Origin of the sequence: Alterinioella nitratireducens (assembly GCF_013155465.1) — a bacterium.
Classification (GTDB): Bacteria; Pseudomonadota; Alphaproteobacteria; order Rhodobacterales; family Rhodobacteraceae; genus Alterinioella; species Alterinioella nitratireducens.
Window position 1 is genome coordinate 506,469 of record NZ_JABJVX010000001.1, and the last position, 23,463, is coordinate 529,931.

22 protein-coding genes and 1 pseudogene are annotated in these 23,463 nt (G+C 65.5%); 9 read left to right on the top strand and 14 right to left on the bottom strand.

Translation table 11 applies throughout. The features are described 5' to 3' along the window. Positions 1 to 2: 2 nt before the first annotated feature. The 9 genes and pseudogenes from HNS34_RS02560 to cysE all read left to right on the top strand — a co-directional run bounded on the left by HNS34_RS02560 (position 3) and on the right by cysE (position 9,130). Positions 3 to 317: a gene transfer agent family protein gene (locus tag HNS34_RS02560; RefSeq protein ID WP_172317626.1), complete on the top strand. Its 315-nt coding sequence runs from the start codon at positions 3 to 5 to the stop codon at positions 315 to 317. Next, positions 314 to 523, top strand: a complete 210-nt coding sequence (locus tag HNS34_RS02565) for a rcc01693 family protein (RefSeq protein WP_172317628.1) — start codon at positions 314 to 316, stop codon at positions 521 to 523. Before HNS34_RS02560 ends, HNS34_RS02565 begins: the two co-directional genes overlap by 4 nt. After that, the gene (locus HNS34_RS02570; protein WP_172317630.1) at positions 516 to 1,172 is read left to right on the top strand and encodes an RcGTA-type gene transfer agent tail tape measure protein; all 657 of its coding nucleotides are present in this window, start codon (positions 516 to 518) and stop codon (positions 1,170 to 1,172) included. The genes HNS34_RS02565 and HNS34_RS02570 overlap by 8 nt, the downstream gene beginning before the upstream one ends. Positions 1,173 to 1,184: 12 nt before the next feature. Then, positions 1,185 to 1,817, top strand: coding sequence for a DUF2460 domain-containing protein (locus HNS34_RS02575; protein WP_172317632.1), 633 nt, complete (start codon positions 1,185 to 1,187; stop codon positions 1,815 to 1,817). Beyond that, positions 1,814 to 2,701 carry a phage/gene transfer agent baseplate hub protein gene (locus HNS34_RS02580; protein WP_172317634.1) on the top strand — a complete coding sequence of 296 codons (888 nt, stop codon included), beginning with the start codon at positions 1,814 to 1,816 and terminating at the stop codon, positions 2,699 to 2,701. The genes HNS34_RS02575 and HNS34_RS02580 overlap by 4 nt, the downstream gene beginning before the upstream one ends. Then, on the top strand, positions 2,698 to 3,129 hold the full coding sequence (locus tag HNS34_RS02585) for an NlpC/P60 family protein (protein ID WP_172317636.1): 432 nt from the start codon (positions 2,698 to 2,700) through the stop codon (positions 3,127 to 3,129). Before HNS34_RS02580 ends, HNS34_RS02585 begins: the two co-directional genes overlap by 4 nt. 3 nt (positions 3,130 to 3,132) lie before the next feature. Then, positions 3,133 to 7,161, top strand: a pseudogene (locus tag HNS34_RS20640) (baseplate multidomain protein megatron); the annotation flags it as partial. 352 nt (positions 7,162 to 7,513) lie between these two features. Then, positions 7,514 to 8,224 carry a DUF2793 domain-containing protein gene (locus tag HNS34_RS02600; RefSeq protein WP_172317638.1) on the top strand — a complete coding sequence of 237 codons (711 nt, stop codon included), beginning with the start codon at positions 7,514 to 7,516 and terminating at the stop codon, positions 8,222 to 8,224. Between the two features lie 90 nt (positions 8,225 to 8,314). After that, the gene (gene cysE / locus HNS34_RS02605) at positions 8,315 to 9,130 is read left to right on the top strand and encodes a serine O-acetyltransferase (RefSeq protein WP_172317639.1); all 816 of its coding nucleotides are present in this window, start codon (positions 8,315 to 8,317) and stop codon (positions 9,128 to 9,130) included. Between the two features lie 70 nt (positions 9,131 to 9,200). On the opposite strand, the gene HNS34_RS02610 is transcribed toward cysE, so the two are convergent. From HNS34_RS02610 to tkt, 14 genes are all read right to left on the bottom strand, one after another. Further along, positions 9,201 to 9,500 (bottom strand): CBU_0592 family membrane protein, encoded by a 300-nt coding sequence (locus HNS34_RS02610; protein ID WP_172317641.1) that lies wholly within the window; start codon positions 9,498 to 9,500, stop codon positions 9,201 to 9,203. Positions 9,501 to 9,656: 156 nt separating this feature from the next. Next, entirely contained in the window at positions 9,657 to 10,976 is a 1,320-nt protein-coding gene (locus HNS34_RS02615; RefSeq protein ID WP_172317643.1) for a pyruvate dehydrogenase complex dihydrolipoamide acetyltransferase, read from the bottom strand. 3 nt (positions 10,977 to 10,979) lie between these two features. After that, positions 10,980 to 11,237, bottom strand: a complete 258-nt coding sequence (locus HNS34_RS02620) for a hypothetical protein (protein WP_172317645.1) — start codon at positions 11,235 to 11,237, stop codon at positions 10,980 to 10,982. A 3-nt stretch (positions 11,238 to 11,240) separates the two neighbouring features. Next, positions 11,241 to 12,617 (bottom strand): pyruvate dehydrogenase complex E1 component subunit beta, encoded by a 1,377-nt coding sequence (locus HNS34_RS02625; protein WP_172317647.1) that lies wholly within the window; start codon positions 12,615 to 12,617, stop codon positions 11,241 to 11,243. A gap of 3 nt (positions 12,618 to 12,620) precedes the next feature. After that, on the bottom strand, positions 12,621 to 13,010 hold the full coding sequence (locus HNS34_RS02630) for a VOC family protein (protein ID WP_172317649.1): 390 nt from the start codon (positions 13,008 to 13,010) through the stop codon (positions 12,621 to 12,623). Then, positions 13,010 to 14,041, bottom strand: a complete 1,032-nt coding sequence (gene pdhA / locus HNS34_RS02635) for a pyruvate dehydrogenase (acetyl-transferring) E1 component subunit alpha (protein WP_172317651.1) — start codon at positions 14,039 to 14,041, stop codon at positions 13,010 to 13,012. The genes HNS34_RS02630 and pdhA overlap by 1 nt, the downstream gene beginning before the upstream one ends. A gap of 123 nt (positions 14,042 to 14,164) precedes the next feature. After that, entirely contained in the window at positions 14,165 to 14,440 is a 276-nt protein-coding gene (locus tag HNS34_RS02640; RefSeq protein ID WP_328700454.1) for an FtsB family cell division protein, read from the bottom strand. 105 nt (positions 14,441 to 14,545) lie between these two features. Then, on the bottom strand, positions 14,546 to 15,439 hold the full coding sequence (locus HNS34_RS02645) for a fructose bisphosphate aldolase (RefSeq protein WP_172317655.1): 894 nt from the start codon (positions 15,437 to 15,439) through the stop codon (positions 14,546 to 14,548). A gap of 105 nt (positions 15,440 to 15,544) precedes the next feature. Further along, complete coding sequence (locus HNS34_RS02650; RefSeq protein ID WP_172317657.1) at positions 15,545 to 17,227, bottom strand: YML083C domain-containing protein; 1,683 nt, start codon at positions 17,225 to 17,227, stop codon at positions 15,545 to 15,547. A gap of 79 nt (positions 17,228 to 17,306) precedes the next feature. Then, positions 17,307 to 18,485 carry a phosphoglycerate kinase gene (locus tag HNS34_RS02655; protein ID WP_172317659.1) on the bottom strand — a complete coding sequence of 393 codons (1,179 nt, stop codon included), beginning with the start codon at positions 18,483 to 18,485 and terminating at the stop codon, positions 17,307 to 17,309. A gap of 151 nt (positions 18,486 to 18,636) precedes the next feature. Then, entirely contained in the window at positions 18,637 to 19,638 is a 1,002-nt protein-coding gene (gene gap / locus HNS34_RS02660; RefSeq protein ID WP_172317661.1) for a type I glyceraldehyde-3-phosphate dehydrogenase, read from the bottom strand. Positions 19,639 to 19,761: 123 nt separating this feature from the next. Next, positions 19,762 to 19,905, bottom strand: coding sequence for a hypothetical protein (locus HNS34_RS02665; protein ID WP_172317663.1), 144 nt, complete (start codon positions 19,903 to 19,905; stop codon positions 19,762 to 19,764). A 122-nt stretch (positions 19,906 to 20,027) separates the two neighbouring features. Next, on the bottom strand, positions 20,028 to 21,032 hold the full coding sequence (gene gap / locus HNS34_RS02670) for a type I glyceraldehyde-3-phosphate dehydrogenase (RefSeq protein ID WP_172317665.1): 1,005 nt from the start codon (positions 21,030 to 21,032) through the stop codon (positions 20,028 to 20,030). Between the two features lie 389 nt (positions 21,033 to 21,421). After that, entirely contained in the window at positions 21,422 to 23,437 is a 2,016-nt protein-coding gene (gene tkt, locus HNS34_RS02675) for a transketolase (protein ID WP_172317667.1), read from the bottom strand. Positions 23,438 to 23,463: the final 26 nt, after the last annotated feature.

Here is a 23,463-nt window from a genome sequence, read left to right on the forward strand (position 1 = left end):
CGATGGCGAACCCCTGGGCAGGCGAAGTGGCGCTGGAACTCGATGGCGAGACACGGGTGCTCAAACTGACGCTCGGCGCGCTGGCCGAACTGGAGACCTGGTTGCGGGCCGAGAGCCTGGCCGACCTGGTCGAACGGTTCGAGGCGGGTGCGTTCAAGAGCCGCGATGTGCTGGCGCTGGTCTGTGCGGGGCTGCGGGGGGGCGGTTGGAACGGCGATCTGGGCGATCTGGCGAAGGCCGAGATCGCGGGAGGTCCGCTGGAGGCCGCGCGCGTGGCGGCGCGGCTTCTGGCGCTTGCGTTCCGGCCGCCCCAATGAGCGGCGCGAGGCCGTTCGACTGGCCCGGCCTGATGCGGGCCGGGATGCAGGGACTTGGCTTGAAGCCGCATGAATTCTGGGCGCTGACGCCCGCGGAATTGCTGATCTTGATGGGGGACGAGCCGGGCGTGGCCCCGATGGGACGGGCGGGGCTAGAGGCCCTGGCCGCCCGCTTTCCCGATGTGAAGGACGATCACGATGGATGAAGAAATTGACGGCTTCGACGCCGAATTGGGAGAGCTGGAGGCCTCGCTTGGATCGGCCACCGCGATGGTGGCGGCGTTCCAGGGCGAGCTGCGCACGATGCAGGAGACGATGCTTTATACAGGCCGCGAAGTGCAGGGGTTGAGCCGGTCTTTCGGCACCGGCCTGCGGCGGGCCTTTGACGGGGTTGTGTTCGACGGGATGCGCCTGTCGGATGCGTTGCGCAGCGTGGCGCAGAGCATGGTGGACGCGGCCTATAATACCGCGATCCGGCCCGTGCAGAACGCGGTCGGCGGGCTGTTGGCCAATGGGGTCAACGGCCTGGTCTCGGGCCTCTTGCCGTTTGAGAAGGGCGGCGCGTTTTCGGGCGGGCGGGTGACGCCCTTTGCCCGCGGCGGCATCGTCAGCGGCCCGACCAGTTTCGCCATGCGGGGCGGCATGGGCCTGATGGGCGAGGCGGGGCCGGAGGCGATCATGCCGCTGAGCCGGGGGCCCGATGGCAGCCTGGGCGTGCGCACGCAGGGCGGCGGGGCCCCGATCAACATCACGATGAATATCCAGACCCCCGATGTGCAGGGGTTCCAGAAATCGAAGAGCCAGATCGCCGCGCAGATGAGCCGGGCGCTGGCGCGCGGGCAACGCAACCGCTGAGGGAGGCTGACGATGGCATTTCACGAAATACGCTTTCCCGCCAATCTGAGCTTCGGCTCGGTCGGGGGGCCGGAGCGGCGCACCGATGTGGTGACGCTGGCCAACGGCCATGAGGAGCGCAACACCCCCTGGGCGCATTCGCGCCGCCGCTATGATGCGGGCGTGGGGATGCGCAGCCTGGACGATATCGAGACGCTGATCGCGTTTTTCGAGGCAAGGCGCGGGCAGCTGCATGGCTTCCGCTGGAAGGACTGGTCGGATTACAAGGGCTGCGCGCCCTCCAAGCCATTGCATTATCGCGACAATCTGATCGGGATCGGCGATGGCGAGACGCGGGTGTTTCAGCTGGTCAAGGTCTATCGGTCAGGCGAGCAGACCTATGCGCGCCCCATCCGCAAGCCGGTGTCAGGTAGCGTATTGGCCGGGTTCGACGCGGCGGAGCTGGTCTTTGGCACGCATTACGAGGTCGATGACACGACCGGGCTGATCACCTTCGCCGATGCGCCCGACGAGGGGGTCGAAGTCGCGGCGAGCTTTGAGTTCGACGTGCCGGTGCGGTTCGATATCGACCGGATCCAGACCTCGCTGGCGAGCTTCCAGGCGGGCGAGGCGCCCAATGTGCCGGTGGTGGAGATCCTGTCATGAGCGGGGGTGAGGGGCTGCTGGCGCATCTGGCGGGCGGGGCCAGCGAGGTCGCGCGCTGCTGGCGGGTGACGCGGGCCGATGGGGTGCAATACGGGTTCACCGATCACGACCGCGCGTTGGCGTTCGAGGGGACCGTGTTCAAGGCCGATAGCGGGTTGTCGGCGGCGGCGCTTAGCCAGACCACGGGGCTGTCGGTGGACAATACCGAGGCCGTCGGGGCGCTGAGCGATGCCTCGATCCGCGAGGCGGATATCCTGGCGGGCCGGTTCGACGGGGCCGTGGTCGAAGCCTGGCTGGTCAACTGGTCCGCGCCGGAAAACCGCGCCTTGCAGTTCAAGGGCACTTTCGGCGAGTTGGAGCGCCAGGGAGGCGCGTTCCAGGTGGAATTGCGCGGGTTGGCCGAGCCGATGAACCGGCCCGAGGGGCGGGTTTATCAGCGGCCCTGTTCGGCGGTTCTGGGCGATGCGGCGTGCCGGTTCGATCTGACCGTGTCGGGCTATGCGCATGAGGGTGCCGTTAGCGCGGTTGCGGATGGACGGGTGCTGATCTTCGAGGGTCTCGATGAATTCGCGCCGCGCTGGTTCGAGCGCGGGCGGATGGTGGTGCTGTCCGGGGCGGCCGAGGGGCTGGTCGGCGTGATCAAGAACGATCGGTTCTCGGATGGTGCGCGCCGGGTCGAACTGTGGGAGGAGTTGCGCGCGGAGATCGCGGCGGGCGACCTCGTGCGGCTTGAGGCGGGCTGCGACAAGCGGATGGAGACCTGCCGGTTGAAATTCGCCAATATCCTCAATTTCCAGGGCTTTCCGGATATTCCGGGCGAGGATTGGGTGATGGCCTATCCCGGTCGCGGATCGGCACCGTCGGATGGCGAGAGCCTGCGATGAGTGTGGTCGTGACCGTGGCGCGGGGCTGGATCGGCACGCCTTATGTGCACCAGGCCTCGACCCATGGGGCGGGCTGCGATTGCCTGGGGCTGGTGCGGGGCGTCTGGCGCGAGGTGTTCGGGCGGGAGCCTGAGCCCGTGCCCGCCTATACGCCCGACTGGTCGGAACCCGAGGGCGATGAGCGGCTTTGGCGTGCGGCCTTGCGGCATCTGACTGCAAAGCGGATCGCAGAGGAGGCCGAGGGCGATCTGCTGCTGTTCCGGATGCGGCGCGGCGCCGTGGCCAAGCATCTGGGGCTTCAGGCCGAAACCGGCCCCGCCCCCACTTTCATCCATGCCTATAGCGGGCATGGCGTTATCGAAAGCGCCCTGACGCCGCCATGGGAGCGGCGCATCGTGGCGCGTTTTGCGTTTCCCGAAAGGACCTGACACATGGCGACGATCCTTCTTTCCGCGGCGGGTGCCGCCATTGGCGGGCTATCCTCGGGCACGGTTCTGGGGCTGACCGGGGCCGTGGTGGGCCGGGCCGTGGGCGCGACCCTGGGCCGGGTCATTGACCAGCGGCTGATGGGCCAGGGCTCGGAGGTGATCGAGCAGGGCAAGATGGACCGGTTCCGCCTGACGGGCGCTGCCGAGGGGGCGCCGGTGGCGCGGCTCTTCGGGCAGATGCGCCTGGGCGGGCAGGTGATCTGGGCCACGCGCTTCAAGGAAAGCGTCGCGGTGACGGGGGGCGGCAAGGGCGCGCCGCCGCAGCCGAGGACGGCGAGCTACAGCTATTCGGTGAGCCTGGCGGTGGCGCTTTGCGAGGGTGAGATCGCCCGTGTGGGGCGGGTCTGGGCCGATGGGGCCGAGATTGCGCAGACCGATTTCACGATGCGTGTCTATCGCGGCACCGATGACCAGATGCCGGACCCCAAGATGGAAGCAGTGGAGGGGTTGGGCATGGTGCCCGCCTATCGCGGCATAGCCTATGTGGTGATCGAGGATCTGGACCTGACGCCATACGGCAACCGGGTGCCGCAATTCAGCTTCGAGGTGATCCGGCCTGCCAGTCCTGCGGGGCTGGACAGCGCGCCGCAGCCGTCAAAGGCCATCCGTGCCGTGGCGATGATGCCGGGGACGGGGGAGTATGCGCTGGCGACCACGGCCGTGAGTTACGCGCATGGCTTTGGCAAATCGGAAAGCGCCAATGTGAACACGGCCAGCGGCGAGGCGGATTTCCTGCGCGCGTTGGACAACCTTCAGGGAGAGTTGCCCAATTGCGGGGCCACCAGCCTGATCGTGAGCTGGTTCGGCGACGATCTGCGCGCGGGGCAGTGCAGCGTGAAGCCGAAGGTCGAGCAGAACGTGTCGGATGGCGCGGAAATGCCGTGGTCCGTGGCGGGTATTGCGCGGTCCAACGCCGAGCTTATCGCGCGGGTCGAGGATCGGGTGGTCTATGGCGGCACGCCCGCCGATGCCTCGGTGATCGAGGCGATCCAGGCGCTGAACGAGGCGGGGCAAGAGGTGATGTTCTACCCGTTCTTGCTGATGGAGATTCTTGAGGGCAACGGATTGCCCGATCCGTGGCGCGAGACGGGGGACCAGCCGGTGCTGCCCTGGCGGGGGCGGATCACCGGGGAAAAGGCGCCGGGGATCGCGGGCTCGCCCGATCGCACGGCGGCGGCGGATGCGGAAGTGGCGGCGTTTTTCGGCACCGCCTCGGCCTCGGATTTCACGGTGAGCGCGGGCAGCGTGACCTATTCCGGGCCGTCCGAATGGCGCTATCGCCGCTTCATCCTTCATTGTGCCGCGCTGGCGGCGGCGGCGGGCGGAGTCGAGAGCTTTTGCATTGGGTCCGAGATGCGCAGCCTGACGCAGTTGCGCGGCGCAATCGGGTTTCCGGCGGTGCAGGCGCTGATCGACCTGGCGGCAGAAGTGCGCCTGCTGCTGCCCGATGCGAAACTGTCCTATGCCGCCGACTGGTCGGAGTATTTCGGCTATCACCCGCAGGACGGCTCGGGCGACGTGTTCTTTCACCTCGATGCGCTTTGGGCGGATGCCAATATCGACTTTGTCGGGATCGACAATTACATGCCGCTTTCCGATTGGCGAGACGGCGAGGACCATGCCGATGCGGAATGGCGCTCCATTTACAATCTCGATTACCTCAAGGCCAATATCGAGGGTGGCGAGGGCTATGACTGGTATTATGGTTCGGTCGAAGGGCGCGCGGCGCAGAAGCGCCTGCCCATTACCGACGGGACGGAAAACAAACCCTGGATCTACCGATACAAGGATATTCGCAACTGGTGGGCGAACGCGCATCATAACCGGACCGACGGGGTCGAGAACGATCTGACCGATCTGGGGCAGGCGCCATCGACCTGGTATCCATTCCTGAATGGTGTAGTTGCCCCCGCAAATGCAACGCCAATCGCGGGATTTGACGCTCCGGCGGAAATCTCGACAATGGGCCACATTGCTGCTGCAGGGCGCATAAACACCAATCCGATTGATAACAGTGGTGGCAAAAGGTTCGTCTTTCGATCTTGGGTCGGGGAAGGCACGTCCGGCAAAGTGCGCATGAGTGTTGCCTACACCGGGAATGGACCTCTGCTTGAATACGACTTTGCGTCAAAAACGATCTCAGTCGGTGACAACGGTCATGCTGTGCACAGCAGCTCGGCAACAGATATCGGAAACGGCATTGTGCGCCTGGAACTGGACGCAACATTAGCAGCCGACGACAACACCATTTTTCTTCTTGTTGGGCCGAATTCGACCGTGTCAGGGGAATCCGTGATTGCCTACGGTGCAATTGCGATGGAGCACGGCGCGGAGGTATCCGCATGGATCCCGCAGAGCAAACCTCTCAGGTTTACCGAACTGGGCTGTGCGGCGATCGACAAGGGCACCAACCAGCCCAACAAGTTCCTCGATCCGAAATCCTCGGAATCCTCGATCCCCTATTACTCGACCGGGCGGCGCGATGACCTGATCCAGATGCAGTATCTGCGCGCGATGACGGATTATTGGCTGGACCCCGAGAAGAACCCGGTCTCGGATCTCTATGGCGGGCCGATGCTGGATATGGATCATGCCTATGTCTGGGCCTGGGACGCGCGGCCCTGGCCGGCCTTTCCGAACAATCAGGCGCTGTGGTCGGACGGGGAGAACCATGCGCGCGGGCACTGGATCTCGGGGCGGATGGGGGCGCAGCCTCTGGCCGATGTCGTGGCCGAGATCTGCGAAGATGCGGGGCTGCAGGATTACGATGTCAGCGAGCTTTATGGCTTTGTGCGCGGCACGGTGTCCTCGGATGTGGAAAGCGCGCGGGCACGGTTGCAGCCGCTGATGCTGGCCTATGGGTTCGAGGCGAGCGAGCGGGACGGCAAGATCGTGTTCCGCAGCCGTGTGGGCATGACCGAGACCAATGTCGATGCCGATCTGATGGCGGTGGATGAGGAGGGCAATTCCGCCCCCGTCAACACGCGTCAGCCGCGCGCCGACATGGTGGGCCGGGTGCGCCTGGCCCATACGGAAGCCGCAGGGGCTTATGAAACGCGGGTGGCCGAGGCCGTCTTTCCCGACGATGGCGAGGACGGGATCAGCCAGAGCGAATTGCCGCTTGTCATGACGGGGGCCGAGGGACGCGCGGTGGCCGAGCGCTGGCTGGCGGAATCGCGGATTGCACGTGACACGATCAGCTTCTCGCTGCCGCCGTCACGGCTGGATGTGGATGCGGGCACGATTTTCGAGCTGGTGGATGGCTCCTCGTGGCGGGTGGACCGGGTCGAGGATGCGGGGGCGCGGCGGATCGAGGCCGTGCGCTCGGAGATGGAGATATACGAGCCGTCCGATACCGTCGATGAAGCCGTGACATTGGAGGCCTTCGTGCCGCCGGTCCCTGTGAGCCCGGTCTTCATGGACCTGCCGCTGCTGACGGGCGGTGAGGTCGAGCACACGCCGCATCTGGCCGTGGCCGCCGTGCCCTGGCCGGGGGTCGTCGCGGCCTATAGCGCGCCGGGGGATAGCGGCTACACGCTGAACACGCTGATCGAGCGGCGCGCGACCGTGGGGGTGCTGGAAACAGCCCTTTTTGCGGCGGAGCCCGGTATCTGGGATCGGGGGCCTGCGCTCAGGGTGCGGTTGAGCAGCGGGGCGCTGTCCTCGGCCGAGATGGAGGATGTGCTGAACGGGGCCAATGCCGCCGCGATCGGCGATGGCGACGGGGCCAATTGGGAGGTGATCCAGTTTGCCCAGGCCACGCTGGTGGGCGAGGACCTGTGGGACATCTCGCTGCGATTGCGCGGGCAGGCGGGCAGTGACGGGATCATGCCTGCCGATTGGCCGGTGGGCTCCCTCTTCGTGTTGCTGGACGGCGCGCCGGAACAGATCGAGGTGCCGCTTTCGGCGCGCGGCCTGGCACGGCATTACCGGGTTGGGCAGGCCGCCAAGAGCTATGACCACCCAAGCTATGTGCATCGGCAACTGGCCTTTGACGGGGTCGGGCTCAGGCCCTACGCGCCCGCGCATCTGCGCGCGTCGGTCGCGGGCGCGGGGCGCGAGATCTCGTGGATCCGGCGCACCCGCATCGACGGCGACAGTTGGCAGGGGACAGAGGTGCCGCTGGGCGAAGAGGTCGAGCGCTATCTCCTGCGGGTGCGGGATGGCGGCGGCATCATGCGCCGGGAGGCCACGCTGAACGCGCCTGCCTTCACCTATAGCGATGCGATGCGGATCTCAGACGGGGTCAGCGCGCCATACAGTATTGAAGTTGCACAGGTTTCTGCGCGCTTCGGACCGGGACCATTTGCAAGGATCGAGATCAATGACTGACACGAGCAACCTGACCCTCCCGCTTCTGGCCGCCGCGCAGGCGCAGAAGCATGTGACCGTGAACGAGGCCCTGCAACGGCTGGATGGCGTTGTGCAACTGACCCTGCGCTCGCGCAGCGAGGCCACGCCGCCGGGGGCGGTGCTGGAGGGGGAATGCTTTGGTGTGCCGGGCGGGGCGGTCAATGCCTGGGCCGGACGTGACGGCGAGGTCGCGCAATACGTCAATGGCGGCTGGGTGTTCTTCACGCCGAAAGCCGGTTGGCGGGCGTTTGTCGCGGATCGTGGCACCACCGATCTGCATGACGGCAGTGGCTGGCGCGCGGGCGGTGTCTCGGCGGCACCGGGCGGGGCCGGGATGCAGGTGATGACGGTCGAGCAGGATGTGGCGATCACGGCGGGGGGCAGCGTCGCGGCGGCGCTGTCCTTTCCGGCGCGCTCCATCGTCTTTGGCGTGACGGGCCGGGTGACGGATGCGATCACCGGGACGCTGGCCGATTGGCGGCTTGGCGACACGTCCAGCGATGACCGTTTCGGCAGTGGCCTGGGTACGGCGCAGAATTCCTGGATCAGCGGGCCGGTGAACCCGTTCGTGGTCTGGGCACCGACGCCTTTGCTGCTGACGGCGAATGGCGGGGATTTCGCGGGCGGCACGGTGCGCCTGGCGCTGCATTACGCGGCGTTTACCATTCCGGACGCGGTATAAGCGATTGTGATCGGGGCGATCACGGGTTTCGGCTTGGTTCTTCGGGGGCACCTGATGTAGTCAGGAGGGGAGATGACCCGGAGGCGCCCCATGGCAAAGACCCGCACACATCTGGCCGAGCTTGACCCGGTCTGGAGCCGCATCACCCGCGAAGCCGAGGAGGCGGTGCGCGATGAACCGCTTCTGGGCGGGCTGGTGCATGGCTGTATCCTGCATCACGGCTCGCTGGAGGCGGCGCTGGCGTATCGGATGGCGCAGAAACTGGCCTCGGGCGACGTGTCCGAGCAGTTGATTCGCGAGGTGGCGGATGAGGCCTATCGCAGCGAATCCGGTCTGGGCACGGCGGCGCGGGCCGATATCGTGGCCGTCTATGACCGCGATCCGGCCTGCCATCGCTTCATGCAGCCCTTGCTCTATTTCAAGGGGTTCCAGGCGATCCAGGCCTATCGCGTCGGCCATCACCTGTGGCAGGCGGGGCGGCGCGACCTGGCCTATTTCGTGCAGATGCGGGTGAGCGAGACCTACGGGATCGACATTCACCCGGCGGCACGGATCGGGCAGGGGATCATGATCGACCACGCCCATTCCATTGTGATCGGGGAAACGGCCGTCGTCGGCGACAATGTCTCGATGCTGCATTCGGTGACGCTTGGCGGGACCGGCAAGGAAGACGATGACCGCCACCCCAAGATCGCCGATGGCGTGCTGATCGGGGCGGGGGCGAAGGTCCTGGGCAATATCACGGTGGGCAAATGCAGCCGGATCGCCGCCGGATCGGTGGTGTTGGAGCCGGTGCCGCCTTGCAAGACGGTGGCGGGCGTGCCCGCGAAGATCGTGGGCGAGGCGGGCTGCGACCAGCCGTCGCTGTCGATGGATCAAATCGTGCCGGGTGGGTCGAAAAGCTAAATCTTCTATCAGAAATGAAAAAGGGGCGGGCCGTAATGGGCCCGCCCTTTTTTCGTCTTGGTAAAGGGATTTAGACGCGGACCGGGACAGGGCGGGGGTGGGGATTGGGCCGCGCGCGCAGGAAAATCGCGCTGAGGGAGACAAGGACGTAAAAGATCTGGATCAGGGCGGAGGACAGGTTGAAATCGACGGTCAGGCTGAGCAGGACGCAGGTGGAGGCGACAAGCGTCATCGCGAAATAGCGGGTGCCGCGGCTGTCGAGGCGTCCGGTGCTGAGCAGCATGAAGCCTGTGACGTAAATGCCGAACCCGATCAGGCCGAGCGCCTTGAGGAAGGTCTCAAGATCCATGCTGAGTTCGGAATAAAACATCTGGCCCTCCTCGTGGTTAACTGTCTGTCGGTTTGGCATCTGGTCCGGTTCAATATCTATAAGTGTATATAAGACACTAATAGAATGCAAGCAGAAAAACGCCCCGTCCGATATGGCGGGGCGTTTTCCGTGTGTTTGGCCTCTGGCGATGCGGCGTCAGGCCAGCATGGTCATGGGATTTTCCAGGTTCTCGACAATGGCTTGCAGCAGCTTCGCCCCAAGCGCGCCGTCGATGACGCGGTGATCGACCGACATGCTGGCAGACATGATGGTGGCGACCGTCAGCTCTCCATCCTCGCCCACGACCGGCTTTTTCACGCCCGAGCCCACGGCCAGGATCCCGGCATGGGGCGGGTTCACGATGGCGTCGAAATTGTCGATGCCGAACATGCCCAGGTTGGAGATCGCGAAAGTGCCGCCCTGGTATTCATGCGGCGCGAGCTTGCGGTCGCGGGCGCGGGCGGCGAGGTCTTTCATCTCGGCGGAGAGGGCCGAGAGCGATTTCATCTCGGCATCCTTCAGCACCGGTGTGAAGAGACCGCCCTCGATGGCGACGGCGACGGCCACATCGGAAGGCTTCAATTGCAACACCCGGTCGCCCGCCCAGACCGAATTGCACTCGGGCACCTGTTGCAGCGCGTTGGCGACGGCCTTGATGATGAAGTCATTGACCGACAGCTTGACGCCGCGCGCCTCCAATTGCTTGTTCAGCTGGCTGCGGAATTTCAAGAGCGCGTCCAGCTTGATATCCCGGCGCAGGTAGAAATGCGGGATGGTCTGCTTGGCCTCGGTCAGGCGGGCGGCGATGGTCTTGCGCATCCCGTCCAGCTTGACCTCCTGGAACTCGCGCCCCTCGTAGGTCTTGAGCACCACATCGGCGGAAGGTCCGACGGGCGCGGGCGCCGCGACCGGGGCTGCGGCGGCGGGGGCGGCCTGTTTTGCCTCGGCGGGTTTGGCGGCGGTGGCGCCTTCCACATCGGATTTGACGATCCGCCCGCGCGGGCCGGAGCCCTTGATCTGCGTGAGGTCCAGCCCCTTCTGCGCGGCGATGCGACGGGCCAGCGGTGAGGCGAAGATGCGGCTGCCATCGGAGGCCTGCGGCGCGGCGGGGGCGGGTTTTGCCTCCGGTTTGGCGGGCTCCTTCGGGCTTTCGGGGGCTTCGGCGGCTTCTTTCTTTTCGGCGGGTGCGGCGTCGGATGTCCCCGCGCTTTCGCCGATATCGTCGGCGCTTTCACCCTCGGCCAGAAGCACCGCGATGGGGGTGTTGACCTTGACGCCCTCGCTGCCTTCCGTGACCAGGATCTTGCCGATCACGCCTTCATCGACGGCCTCAAACTCCATCGTGGCCTTGTCGGTCTCGATCTCGGCCAGGAGATCGCCCGAGTTGACCTCGTCGCCTTCCTTGACCAACCATTTCGCCAGCGTGCCTTCTTCCATCGTGGGGGAAAGGGCGGGCATGAGAATTTCTGTCGGCATCTCTTATCTCTCCTGTTCAAGCACCACGGCCCGATACGGCGCACGCGGTTGCTGGCCTGCCAAACGCGCCCTGATCGCATCGGTCAGGTCATGTCGGTTGGCGGCTATCCATTCATAAGCCTCCGTGTGGCTGACCCGCGCGCCTCTCCCGTATTCCGAGGTCAGGAACGCATCGGGGACCAGCCCGACCACCGCGCGCCCGTCGATCTCGACGGAAACGCGATAGGCCTCGGCAGTCTTATTTTTTCCAAGAACATCCATGGCTTAACGGTAGGTCACCTGCTTGACCGCCTCGATCACCTCATCGGTGGTGACCAGCGCGTGTTTCTCCAGGTTGGCCGCGTAGGGCATGGGCACGTCCTTGCCGGTGCAGTTGATCACGGGCGCGTCGAGGTAATCGAAGGCCTTTTCCATGATCGTGGCACTGAGGTGGTTGCCGATGGAGGCGACCGGGAAGCCTTCCTCGACCGTGACGCAGCGGTTGGTCTTCATGACCGAGGCCAGCAGCGTGTCGTAGTCGATGGGGCGCAGCGTGCGCAGATCGACCACTTCCGCCGAGATACCCTCCTCGGCCAGCTTGTCGGCAGCCTCCAGCGCGTATTGCATGCCGATGCCGAAGCTGACGATGGTGACGTCGTCGCCCTCGCGCCAGATGCGGGCCTTGCCGAAGGGGATGGTGAAATCCTCAAGGTCCGGCACATCGCCCGAGCGGCCATAGAGGATCTCGTTTTCCAGGAAGATCACCGGGTTGGGGTCGCGGATGGCGGTCTTCATCAGGCCCTTATAGTCGGCGGCCGAATAGGGCATCACGACTTTCAGGCCCGGCACCTGGGCATACCAGGCGGCGTAATCGTGGCTGTGCTGCGCGCCGACGCGGGCGGCGGCACCGTTGGGGCCACGGAACACCATCGGCGCGCCCATCTGGCCGCCCGACATGTAGAGCGTCTTGGCCGCCGAGTTGATGATCTGGTCAATCGCCTGCATGGCGAAGTTGAAGGTCATGAACTCGACGATGGGGCGCAGGCCGCCGAAAGACGCGCCGACCGCGACACCGGCGAAACCGTGTTCGGTGATCGGCGTGTCGATGACGCGCTTGCCCCCGAATTCATCCAGCATCCCCTGGCTGATCTTGTAGGCGCCCTGGTATTCGGCGACCTCCTCGCCCATCAGGAACACAGAATCGTCGCGGCGCATTTCCTCGGCCATGGCGTCGCGCAGGGCCTCGCGCACGGTCTGGGTCTTCATCTCGGTGCCTTCGGGGTAGTCCGGCTCGACATTGGCGGAGGGGACGGGGTCGGCGGCACGCGCCGGGGCCTTGTCCTCCTCCTTCGGGGTCTCCTCCTCGGCCGCGGGTGCGGCCTCCTCGGATTTGCTCTCGGGCACCGCGTCGGCATCCTCGCCTTCTTCCAGAAGAACCGCGATGGGGGTGTTGACCTTGACCCCTTCGGTGCCTTCCTCGATCAGGATCTTGCCGATCACGCCTTCATCGACGGCTTCAAATTCCATCGTGGCCTTGTCGGTCTCGATCTCGGCCATGATGTCGCCGGATGCGACGGTGTCGCCTTCTTTCACCAGCCATTTCGCCAGTGTGCCTTCCTCCATCGTGGGAGAGAGGGCGGGCATGAGAATTTCAGTTGCCATGGCTTAGCGCTCCATATTCACAGGTTTGATGAGGCCGACGACATTTCCCTGTCCGTCCTCTACATAGGCACAGCGACCGATGCCGGGGTAATCTTCGGGCGGCAGCGCCTCGGCACCGCCATTGTCCAGCGCCCAGGCGTAACGTGCGTCGCAATCGTCCACTTCAAAGGTCATGGTGCCGCCGCGGATGGGCGCGCCCGGTTGGGGCGCGTCGCCCATGCGGCTCATCAGCCCGCCGGTGACGCCCTTGTCCATCCCGATCTGGTCGCCCTCGATCAGGTGATAGGCCATCTCCTCGCCGCCCTCCATGGGCGAGAAGCCCCATCCGAAAAGGCCGCCGTAGAAGGCTTTCGCGGCCTCGACGTCGCTTGCGTGTATCTCGAAATGCGGCATCAGGCGTCTTCCTCCTGCGGGGCGTCGCCTTTCGCATAGATGTCGGTCCAGAGCTCTTCCAATGCGGGTTCCGGGCTTTCCTTGGAGAACTCGGCGGCGTCGTTGACGATGCCCTTGATCTCCTTGTCGATCGCTTTGAGATCGTCCTCGGAGGCGTGCTTGCCAGTCAGGAGCAGCGAGCGGACGGCCTCGATCGGGTCGCGTTCCTCGCGCATCTTCTGCACCTCCTCGCGGGTCCGGTATTTCGCCGGGTCCGACATCGAGTGGCCGCGATAGCGGTAGGTCTTGATTTCCAGGATATACGGCCCCTTGCCGGCGCGGCAATGCGCGACCGCCTTTTCGGAGGCTTCCTTGACCTTCAGCACATCCATGCCATCGACGATCTCGCCGGGGATGCCGAAAGCCTCGCCGCGCACGTAGATATCGGCGCTGGAGGTCGAGCGCGCCTGCGCCGTGCCCATGGCATACTGGTTGTTCTCGATCACGAAGATCACCGGCAGATCCCAGAGTGCCGCCATGTTGAAGGTCTCGTAGACCTGGCCCTGGTTGGCCGCGCCGTCGCCGAAATAGGTGAAGGTGACGTTGTCATTGCCCTTGTACTTGTCGGAAAAGGCCAGGCCCGCGCCAAGCGGCACCTGCGCGCCGACGATGCCGTGACCGCCGTAGAAATGCTTCTCCTTCGAGAACATGTGCATCGAGCCGCCCTTGCCCTTGGAATAGCCGCCCTCGCGGCCCGTCAGCTCGGCCATGACGCCCTTGGGGTCCATGCCGCAGGCCAGCATGTGACCGTGATCGCGGTAGGAGGTGATGCGCTTGTCACCTTCTTTCGCGGCGGCCTCCAGCCCCACGACGACGGCCTCCTGGCCGATATAGAGGTGGCAGAACCCGCCGATCAGACCCATGCCATAGAGCTGGCCGGCCTTTTCCTCGAATCTGCGGATCAGCAGCATATCGCGGTAATAGGCCATCAGCTCTTCGGCGGAAACGTTTGGTTTTGCGGCGCTTTTCGCAGATGCCTTGCGTGCGGCCATGGGGTCCCCTCCTGCGGATTTGGACAATAGTTTAGTATTGAACTATCTTCTAAACCATCACAGGAGGAAAATCACCCCCGGAATTGACCTTGCGTCAGAATGCGCGAATCAGGGCCGGTGCGATCAAGGCAGGATTACTTCGTCGGCGCGCATGTAGCCAAGCCGGTCGCGCGCCTGCTGGTCCAGCAGATCGAGGTCAAGGTAATCATCCGAGAGGCGCCGGGTCAACAGGGTCATCTGCGCCGTTTCCGCGACCAGCGCATCCAGTTCGGCCTGGTAGGTATCGCGTTCGGCCTCGATCTGGATGCGGCGGAACAGCCCGTAATCGCCCTGCACGGCGGCAAAGGTGAAATAGGCCCCCACGAAGAGCAACCCCATGGGCACAAGAAGCCCGGCCAATGAACGTTTTTTCTGCATCGCCTCTGCCCGCCGCCTCTTTTTGTGGGCGCCTGCGGGCAGATTCGCACATCCCGCGCGAAAAGGGAATCCCTTGCGTAGCGATTGTTACCCGGAAGTTGATGCCTTGGCGATCGAGGCGATGGAGGCCTCCAGCGTGGCGTTGAACTCGGCCTCGCTCTGCTGTGCCGACAGACCTTCGGTCAACGCGCGGCTGAAGCTGGCGATCATGCCGGTCTGGCGCGCGAGCCGCGCATTGGCCTCCTCGCGCGAATAGCCGCCCGACAGCGCCACGACCTTCAGCACGCGGGGGTGATCGACCAGCGGTTTGTAGAGGTTGTCCACCTCCGGCAGGGTCAGTTTCAGCATCACCATCCGATCCTCGGGCAGCGGGTCGAGATGTAACAGAAGCTCACGCAGCAGCATCTCCTCGGCCTCGGCCTTGTCGGCGATGGAGATCGTCACCTCGGGCTCGATGATCGGGATCAGCCCGTGGCCCAGGATCTGCTCGGCAACCTCGAATTGCTGGTCGGTGATGGCCTTGATGCCGTCCGGGTTGGCCGCGTCGATGACCGAGCGCATCTTGGTGCCGTAAACGCCAAGCTCGCGCGCCCGGATCAGCAGCGCATCCAGGTCGGGCATGGGGTTCATCAGCCTGACGCCGTCGGCCTCCGCCTCCAGCCCCTTGTCGACCTTGAGAAAGGGCACCACGCCGTGATCTTCCCACAGGGCGGCGGGGGCGGGTTTGCCGCCGATCTCGCGCTCCATCGTCATCTCGAACAGGATCGCGCCGACGACGCGGTCGCCGTTGAAGGCGGGGGCCTCGACAATGCGGGACCGCATGGCGTGGATCAGGTCGAACATCTCGGCCTCGGAGGCATACTGATCCTCGTCGATGCCGTAGAGTTTCAGCGCCTTGGGCGTGGAGCCGCCGGATTGGTCGAGCGCCGCGATGAAGCCCTGGCCCCTGGCGATGCGGTCGGTCTGGTCCTGGTTCGGCATGATCTGGCAATCCCTCGCTGATGGCATGGTGTCGGGCGCTGTATCGCAGCCCGGAGACCGGGCTGCAATTCTGGTTACGCTAACAGGGGCAGGGTGCCGCGCCCGTTACTGGTCGGTCTCGGTCTCCGGTTCGGCGGTCTCATCGGCGGCCAGGCCGAAGAAATGCGCCGTGACCCGCGCCTGCACCGCGTCGGCCATGCCCTGCCATTCGGCGGTCTCCTCCTCAGGCGCGCGGGCGATCATGGCCTCGATCTCGTCGACCAGGCTGGCGGCGGCACGGTCGCCCTCGGCCAGCGCCAGCAGCCCGTAGAAATAGGCATGGGCATAGTTGCGCGGGGTGCCGAGGCCGATCAGCGCGTCATAGCCCCGGCGGCGCAGGTCGGCGGGGCTTTCCTCGCCCGACAGCTCGGGGGCCTCGCCCGTTTGCACCGCGCGGATATCGGCCACCGGCAGCGCGCGTTCCAGGGCATCCAGCCGGGCAAAGGCGGCGCGGTTGCCCTCGGCGGCGGCGCGATGGGCCAGTTGATAGGCCAGGCCGGGATCGAGGTCATCCAATGCCTCCAGCGCCATGGCGACGGCGACGGGGTGGTTGTCCTCCAGAAGCGGGCGCAGGATCTGCAACGCGGTGTCGGTGTTGCGCGGCGCGCCGATGCCGGTGAGGAAGGCGCGTGCGATGCGCAACCGGTCGGCAGGCTCCAGCGCGATCTCGCCGCTTTCGGCCTCGCCGGTCAGCGTCTCGATCTCGGCCCCGGTGACACGGGTGATCTCGGGCGCGTCGCTGGTCGAGACCGAGGGGTGCAGGGCCGAGACGAAGAGGCCGAAATCCTCGAACATCTCCTCGGTCAGCAGCACCGGTTCGGGCGGCGAGAGGGTCAGGGCAAAGCGCCCCGGTTCGGCGGCGAACCCTGCCAGCGCGGTGGCCAGCTCGCCGATGAATTGCTCGGTCGGTCCGGTGTCACCGGCCACGCCCTGTTTGGACGGCACGGCCGGGGTGGGGGTGACAGGGTCGGGGGTGTCCGGGGCCGGGGCCGTTGGATCAGGTGTGATCGGTGCGGGCGCCGTCGGGGCCGCCCCGCCGCCGCGCATCAGCTCGGCGCTCAGCATCTGGCGCAGGGTTTCGGGATCGGCGATGAAGGGCGGCAGCATCGGCGCGAGATTGGCCCAGGCCCCCTGGTCGTGGATCTCGTATTCGGCATGGCGCAGATAGGCCACGGGTTCGGGGGAGCGGCCCGTCACGTCGACCGCGAAATAGGACAGGTCGACCGAGCCGCTGACCTCGGCCAGACCTTCGGAGACGGCCTGGAAATCGACGCGGGTTTCGGCGCTTGCGATGACCTGTTCGATCTGCACCTGCACCCGGTCCAGCACGAAGCGGTCCAGTCCCATCTGCGCCAGTTCCATCCGGTCGATCTCGGACAGGCAGCCGGGGCTCATCTCCAGCCCGATGATGTCGATATTGGCGGCGCCGTAGTCCAGCTGATCCAGCGGTGCGGCCGTCATCACGATGCGGTCGGCGGAAAAGGCGCAATCGCCATCGCCGGGGGATGCGTAGGGTTGCACGCTGAGGCCGGTCAACGCCACGCGCCCCTCAAGCACCGCGATATCGAGGTCGGTATAGGTGACCTGCGCCACGGTCCGCGAGAGCGCGATGGCATATTGCGTGACCCAGGTGGCGACCCGGTCGATGGTCAGGAGTTCCCAGAGCGAGCTTGGCGTGGCGGCGGCGGGCGTGGCCGCAAGAAGCGCGGAGACAGCGAGGGCGGTGCCGGACTGGCGAAAATCGGTCATGTCGGACCCTTTCAAAATGAATTAACGGATGCGGGTATCAAACCGCATCCGTCCGGGTCTTGGCAAGCGATTGCAGCGATCAGCCCTGAAGTGCTGCGACACCCGGCAGGGTCTTGCCCTCGAGCCATTCCAGGAAGGCGCCGCCCGCGGTCGAGACATAGGTGAAATCCTCCGCGACGCCCGCATGGTTGAGCGCCGCGACCGTGTCGCCGCCACCCGCGACCGAGATCAGCCGGCCCGATTTCGTGGCCTCGGCGGCCGCCCGCGCGGCCTTGACCGTGGCGGTGTCGAAGGGCTCGATCTCGAAGGCGCCAAGCGGGCCGTTCCAGATCAGCGTGCGGCAATTGGACAGCACCGAGTCGAATTCTGCCACCGTCTTGGGACCGGCATCCAGGATCATCCCGTCCTCGGGGCAATCGTCGATCCCCATCACCTCATGCGCGGCCCCGGCGGCAAACTCGCGCGCGACGACGATATCGAGGGGCAGGTGGATGGTGCAATCGGTGCCGCGCGCCTTGTCCATGATCTCGCGCGCGGTGACGGCGAGGTCATGTTCGCAGAGCGATTTGCCGACATGGATGCCCTCGGCGGCGAGGAAGGTATTGGCCATGCCGCCGCCGATGAAGAGGTGATCGACCTTCTCGACCAGATTGCCCAGAAGCGCCAGCTTGGTCGAAACCTTGGCCCCGCCGACCACCGCGATGAGGGGGCGGTCGGGATGACCCAGGGCCGCCTCCAGCGCGCGCAGTTCGGCCTCCATCAGCCGACCCGCGCAGGAAGGCAGCAGATGGGCGACGCCCTCGGTCGAGGCATGCGCGCGATGCGCGGCGGAAAAGGCATCGTTGCAATAGACATCGCCGAGCGAGGCGAGGAAGGCGGCCATGTCGGGGTCGTTCTTTTCCTCGCCGGGGGCAAAGCGGGTGTTCTCGACCAGGACCGCGGTGCCCCTGGGGACGGCCTCCAGGCTGGCGCGGTCGGGTTTCTCGTTGAATTTCACATCGCAATCGAGATGTTCGCGCAGGGCGGGCAGGGTGAGTTTCAGGCTCAACTCGGGGACATACTCGCCCTTGGGACGCCCGAAATGCGCCAGCATCACCGGCTTGCCGCCCTTGGCGAGGATATCGTGGATCGTCGGCACGATGCGGGTGATCCGGGTCGCATCCGTCACCGCGCCATCCTTGACCGGCACGTTGATATCGACGCGGGTGAGCACGATCTTGCCGGCAAGATCCATGTCATCGAGGGTTTTCCAGGTCATTGGCAGGGCTCCTTGCTGACGGGTATGGACATCCTACCAGCCCGCCGCGCGGGCGGCGAGGGCGGGATGCCTCCGGCGGAGGTATTTTGGGCAAAATGAAAGGCAGGGCGCGCGTTAACCTTGATACAGTGTTAAGGTGCCCCCGGTCGGGTCAGAGGTGCTTGCCCATTGCCACAGCGGTATCCAGCATCCGGTTGGAAAAACCCCATTCATTGTCATACCAGCTGAGCACGCGAACCATGCGGCCCTCCAGCACCTTGGTCTGGTCGGTGGCGAAGGTGGAACTCATCGGATCGTGGTTGAAATCCATCGACACAAGCGGCTTGTCGGTCACGCCGAGCACGCCCTTGAGGGGGCCGGAGGCGGCGGCCTTGCGCATCAGCTCGTTGATCTCGTCCTCGGTGACATCGCGGGCGGCCTCGAAGGTCAGGTCGATGCAGGAGACATTGGGCGTCGGCACCCGGATCGCGACGCCATCCAGCTTGCCCTTCAACTCGGGCATGACCAGCCCAACGGCGCGCGCGGCCCCGGTCGAGGTGGGGATCATGCTCATCGCCGCGGCGCGGGCGCGATAGAGATCCTTGTGCATCGTGTCCAGCGTCGGCTGGTCGCCCGTGTAGCTGTGGATCGTGGTCATGAAGCCGCGCGTGATGCCGATGCCGTCATTCAGCACCTTGGCGACGGGGGCCAGGCAGTTGGTGGTGCAGGACGCGTTCGAGACATGCAGATCGTCACCCGTCAGCGTGTCATGGTTGACCCCGAAGACGATGGTCTTGTCGGCACCCGAGGAGGGGGCCGAGACCAGCACCCGCGAGGCGCCGTTTTCCAGATGCACCTTGGCCTTGTCGCCGGTGAAGATGCCGGTGCATTCCAGCACGATATCGACATCGCCCCAGGGCAGTTCCGCCGGGTTGCGGATGGCGGTGGTGGCGATCTTGCCGCGGCCTGCGTCGATCCAGTCCTCGCCATGGCTGACCTCCGAGGGGAAGCGGCCATGCACGCTATCGAATTGCAGCAGATGTGCGTTGGTCTCGACCGGCCCCAGATCGTTGATCGCGACCACCTCGACATCGTCACGCCCGCCCTCGACCAGCGCCCGCAGAACCAGCCGCCCGATGCGTCCGAACCCGTTGATGGCTAGTTTGACTGTCATGATCCACTCCTTGGTGTCTGCGGCTTCGGTTTCGCGGCCCTGACGCGTGTTAACGCTAACATCGCCGTTATGGCTGCGTTTACTCCAGCTTTCGGCAAAATGCAAAGCCTCAATCGCAGGGGGTCAGCGCCAGAAGGCCACCCATTCGATGATCCGAAGGATGTAACGCCCCAACACGATATGCAGGTCCCAGTCGAAATAGAAATAGTCGGCGGCGAAGATCGCGGCGATGAGGAAGGCAAGCCAGAAGGCGATGGTGTTGGTCATGGGCATCCCGGGCTTGGAGCGTCGCGGCGACCATGGCGCAGGGCGGGGCAGGGCGCAAGGCGGCATGAAAAAGCGCCCGAACCGCGGGGGGACGGGCGCGCAAGACAGGATCGAGGGGACGTTCAGCCCCGCAATCGCCCCATCGCCCCGGCGACATCCGCCATGCGCGCCGAGAAGCCCCATTCATTGTCATACCAGGCCAGCACCCGCACCGTGCGCCCGCCGACAACCTTGGTCTGGTCGGGCGCGAAGATCGAGCTTTGCACGGTGTGGTTGAAATCGATCGAGACCTTGGGTTCCGGGTCATAGGCCATCACCATGCCCATGTGACCGGCGCAGGCCTCGCGCACGATCTCGTTCACATCCTCGACGCTCACGTCGCGACCCGCTTCAAAGGTCAGGTCCACGGCCGAGACATTGGGCGTGGGCACCCGCATGGCCGATCCGTCCAGCTTTCCTTTGAGGCCGGGCAGCACCTCGCCTAGCGCCTTGGCCGCGCCGGTCGAGGTCGGGATCATCGCCATGGCGCCGGCCCGCGCGCGGTAGAGGTCGTCATGGCGCCGGTCCAGCGTCGGCTGGTCGCCGGTATAGGAGTGGATCGTGGTCATGATGCCGCGCTCGATTCCGATGGCCTCGTCCAGCACCTTGGCCAGCGGGGCGAGGCAATTGGTGGTGCAGGAGCCGTTCGAAACCATGGTGTCGTCATCCGTCAGCGTGCGGTGATTGACGCCATAGACGATGGTCTTGTCCACATGTTTGGCGGGGGCCGAGATCAGCACCGATTTCGCGCCCTGCTCCAGGTGGATATTGGCCTTGTGGCCGTCATTGAACTTGCCGGTGCATTCCAGCACCACGTCACAGCCCGACCAGTCCAGCTCACGCGGGTCATAGGTGGAAAACACCTTCATCGGGCCGCGGCCCAGGTCCATGTGATCGCCCTCGGTCGTGATGGTGCCCGCAAAGCGCCCATGCACCGAATCGTAGCGCAAGAGATGCGCCGAGGTCTCGATCGGCCCAGTCGCGTTGATCTTGACCACCGACACGTCATTGCGCGCGCTTTCGGCGATATGGGCCAGAGTGCAGCGGCCGATGCGGCCAAATCCGTTGATCCCGATGGTGACGGTCATGGGGCGTGCTCCTTCTTGCCTCTTGGCCCCGGCTTATAGGGGGGCTCACCCCGCGTGAGAAGGCGGGAAACCGATTTGCCGCAACATGTTAGCGATAAATGCTGATGTTAGCGCATGACATCTGGCTGCCGCTGCTGCAACGCGGCATCGACGTGCCGCCAAAAGCCGGACATTGCGCGAATCCCTTCCCCATCTTCTTGACAAAAATACTCAAAACCACCCCATCCACACTGCGCCGCCATTCCGGTTCGCGCGCTGACCCGCGCCGAGGACGGCCCGCCAGGGCCGGAGGAGGCGCGTGGCGACGCCGAAGGCGGCGCAATCCCTGCCCACGAAAAAGCCCCACGCCGGGATCGACGCGGGGCCTCACGATCTGTCACGATCCGCGCTTACAGCAGCGCGCGCACCTTGGCGGCCACGGCCTCGCCCGTGATCCCGAAATGGGCGTAAAGCTCCTCCGCCGGGGCCGAGGCACCGAACCCCTCCATGCCGACAAAGCCCGCCTTGGCCTCGCGACCGCGTTCGCCCAACAACCACTGGTCCCAGGGTTGGCGCACCCCGGCCTCGACGGCCACGCGCACCGCGCCGCCGGGCAGGACGCGCTTGCGATAGCTCTCGTCCTGGGTCGCGAACAGCTCCATGCAGGGCATGGAGACGACGCGCACGCCGATGCCATCGCCCTCCAGGATCGCCTTGGCTTCCAGCGCGATGGAGACCTCCGAGCCGCTGGCAATCAGGATCGCCTGGCGCTTGGCCTCGGCCTCGGCCAGCACGTAGGCCCCGCGCCAGGTCTGGTTGGCGGTCTTGTGCTCGCGGCGCACGGTCGGCACGCCCTGGCGGGAAAGCGCCAGCACCGACGGCGTCGCCTTCTGGTTCAGCGCCGCTTCCCAGGCCTCCGCCGTTTCCACCGCATCCGCCGGGCGGAAGACCAGCATGTTGGGCGTCGCGCGCAGCATGGCCAGATGTTCCACCGGCTGGTGTGTCGGGCCGTCCTCGCCCAACCCGATGCTGTCATGGGTCATGACATATTGCACCGAGACGCCCATCAGCGCGCTGAGCCGCATCGCGCCGCGCGCATAATCGGTGAAGCACATGAAGGTGCCGCCATAGGGGCGCACGCCGCCATGCAGCGCCATGCCGTTCATCGCGCCCGCCATGCCATGTTCGCGGATGCCGTAATAGATGTAGCGGCCGGTGCGGTTTTCCGGCTCGAACGTGCCCAGATCGGCGGTCTTGGTGTTGTTCGATCCCGTCAGGTCGGCCGAGCCGCCAAGCGTTTCGCGGATGATCGGGTTGATCACCTCCAGCGCCATTTCGCTGGCCTTGCGGGTGGCCACCTTGGGGGTGGTTTCCGTCACCTGCTTTTTCAGCGCCTTGATCGTGGCCGAGAGCTTCTTGGGCATCTCGCCCGCGATGGAGCGCGCAAACTCCACCTGCTTGGTGGTCGAGAGCGCCGCGATGCGGGCATCCCAATCCGCGCGGTCGGCGGCGCCGCGCGCGCCGATGGCTTCCCATTCCTCCTTGAGGTCCGAGGGGATCTCGAAGGGACCGTGGCTCCAGCCATAGGCCGCCTTGGTATCGGCGATCAGCTGGTCATCGGTCAGCGCGCCATGCCCCTTGGAGGTATCCTGCGCCGAGGAGCCGAGCGCGATATGCGTCTTGCAGGCGATCATCGCGGGGCCCGCGCTGGCCTTGGCCGCGGTCAGCGCGCGGTCGATATCCTCGGGGTCGTGGCCGTCGCATTCGAACACGTCCCAGCCGGAGGCGGCAAAACGCGCCATCTGGTCGGTGCGGTCAGACAGCGACACCTTGCCGTCGATGGTGATGTCGTTATTGTCCCACATCACGATGAGGTGGCTCAGCTCGTGACGGCCGGCAAGGCCGATCGCCTCCTGGCTGATGCCCTCCATCAGGCAGCCGTCGCCGGCGATGCAATAGGTGTGGTGATCGACCACCTTCTTGCCCCACCGGGCGCGCAGGAACTCCTCGGCCATGGCAAAGCCGACGGCATTGGCCAGCCCCTGGCCAAGCGGGCCGGTCGTGGTCTCGATCCCCGCCGCATGGCCGTATTCCGGGTGGCCCGCCGTGATCGACCCCAACTGGCGGAAATTGCGGATCTGGTCCAGCGTCATATCCTCGTAGCCCGTCAGGTAGAGCAACGAGTAGAGCAGCATCGAGCCATGGCCCGCGCTGAGGATGAAGCGGTCGCGGTCGGGCCAGTGCGGCGCGCTTGCGTCGAATTTCAGGTGGTTGCGAAACAGCACGGTGGCGACATCGGCCATGCCCATCGGCATGCCGGAATGGCCCGAATTGGCGGCGGCGACGGCGTCGAGCGTCAGGGTGCGGATGCAGGCGGCACGGCGCCAGTGATCGGGATGCGCGGCGGCAAGGTCTTTGGTGTCCACGGGGGCGGGCTCCTGTCAAACGGGGG